This window comes from Cryobacterium frigoriphilum, assembly GCF_004403305.1.
In the GTDB taxonomy this organism is placed as follows: Bacteria; Actinomycetota; Actinomycetes; order Actinomycetales; family Microbacteriaceae; genus Cryobacterium; species Cryobacterium frigoriphilum.
Map to the genome: position 1 here is coordinate 1 of NZ_SOHE01000039.1, position 1,278 is coordinate 1,278.

The window sequence follows — 1,278 nt, forward strand, 5'->3', positions numbered from 1 at the left end:
ACCGTGATGTCGTCGAGCTCGTGGGGTGCTCGCATCGCGACGTGGCTCGGGTGCGGCAGGAGGTCGAGGCTCGGGGCCTGACCGCGACCGTCACGGTTAGCGACACTGAGCTGGCGGAATGGTTTCCCGACGGGCGCCGGAAAGTCTCGGACGAGTATGACCAACCCGACCTGGCACGGATATTAGCGTCGATGAAAGCGAACCGACACTTCACGTTGCTGCGGGCCTGGCGCCGCTACGTTGACACCAAAGACGCGGGGAAGAAATACGGGTACTCCCAGTTCTGCGCCCTGTTCACCGGCTACCTCCGCACTCACGATCTTGTCGCGGTGCTCCGTCACGAGCCGGGACGGGCGATGCTGGTGGACTGGGCCGGTGACACGATGGACATCGTCGACACCATCACCGGCGAAGTGGTCCGGGCGATCCTATTCGTCGCGGTGCTGCCTTTTTCGGGGCTGATGTTCTGCCGCGCCTATGCGGATATGAAGTCTCCAGCCTGGCTCGACGCTCACGTTCAAGCGTTCGCGTTCTTCAATGGTGTGACGCAGATCATCGTTCCGGATAACCCGACGACGTCGACCCACCGAACCCACCAAGGCGATGCGGAGCGGGTCGTAAACGCGAGATATCAGCAACTCGCTGACCACTATCAGACAGCAATTGTCCCGGCCAGACCGAAAAAACCGCGCGATAAGGCATCAGCCGAGAACGCGGTGAACGTCGTCAACAAACGTGTCATCGGATACCTCGAAGACGATGTCTTCACGACGCTGAGCGAGTTGAACACAGCGATCGAGGAACGGGTGCGGGAGATCAACCATGACATTCGCCGCGCCGACGACACCACCCGGTGGGAACGCTTCGACACCGAGGAACGCGAGCTGCTGGGCCCGCTGCCCGATATCGGCTTCGAGGATGTCGAGTGGAAAGAGCTCAAAGCCGCCCGGAACTACCACGTCACCGCGGACACCCAACGCTATTCCGTGCCCTTCTCCCTGACCGGCAAACTGCTGCGGGTCCGAGTGACGTCGTCGCGGGTGACGATCTTCGACGGCAACGACAGCATCTGTGAACACCCGCGGCTGACGGGCCGCAAGGGCCAATACTCGACCCTGCCGGAGCATGTTCCGCCGCAGCACCGCGATATCGACGGGTTGTGGTCCAGGCGCTGGTTCATCGACCGGGCGCGCAGCGCCGGGCCGGCGACGGTCACGGTGATTGAGCAGATCCTCGACAGCCAGACGATCGAAGCGCAAGGCTACCTGGCCTGCCAGA

The 1,278-nt window shown here is 62.6% G+C and carries 1 protein-coding gene; it reads left to right on the forward strand.

Annotation, left to right across the window (positions count from 1 at the left end; genetic code table 11):
- A partial coding sequence (gene istA, locus E3T55_RS08210) for an IS21 family transposase (protein WP_134519090.1) occupies positions 1-1,278 on the forward strand: 1,278 nt, incomplete at both ends.